Source organism: Lactiplantibacillus garii, from assembly GCF_003885105.1.
In the GTDB taxonomy this organism is placed as follows: Bacteria; Bacillota; Bacilli; order Lactobacillales; family Lactobacillaceae; genus Lactiplantibacillus; species Lactiplantibacillus garii.
Genome location: NZ_QWZQ01000135.1, coordinates 1 through 447 on the forward strand (window position 1 = coordinate 1; position 447 = coordinate 447).

Consider the following 447-nt stretch of genomic DNA (forward strand, 5'->3'; position numbering starts at 1 on the left):
GTCTTACTAGTCGGTAGTTTATTCTCAAGATCCAATTGATTACTAAATTTACCTGGTTACGTTGGAATCCATTAAACATGCTGAACCTGGGTGCCCAAATTAGTAATCAGCATTTAAAAGTATTAACTCAATTAAGCGTGACCGAACTAACTTTAGGCTACGTGGTTTACGCCGTGGTATTTTTAGCGTTAGCAGTTTATAGCTTTAAAAAGCGCAGCGTTTAATGGTGGCTAACTAAAATTGCGCTTTAAATCAGCCCATGAGTTGATTTAAAGCGCAATTTTTGATTATTTAAAGATTCGTCATTTACAAGTCATTCCAACAGCGGCTTAGAATACGCATAAGAAACGTCAGGAATTGCTAATTTAGCTTGCCAGCCATAATTTTGAATTGAATCCGTCAGCAATTTTAGAAAAACATTTTAAAAACTCCGACACCAAAATATAT

General features: G+C 35.3%; 1 protein-coding gene. It reads left to right on the forward strand.

Going from position 1 to position 447, the window contains the following annotated elements; all coding sequences use genetic code 11:
* Positions 1-77 precede the first annotated feature (77 nt).
* Positions 78-224 carry a hypothetical protein gene (locus D1831_RS14500; RefSeq protein WP_158610684.1) on the forward strand — a complete coding sequence of 49 codons (147 nt, stop codon included), beginning with the start codon at positions 78-80 and terminating at the stop codon, positions 222-224.
* Positions 225-447 lie beyond the last annotated feature (223 nt).

Excerpts from the sequence above, each read along its gene's own strand:
- D1831_RS14500 (WP_158610684.1), top strand. The coding sequence starts at position 78 with ATGCTGAACCTGGGTGCCCAAATTAGTAATCAGCATTTAAAAGTATTA.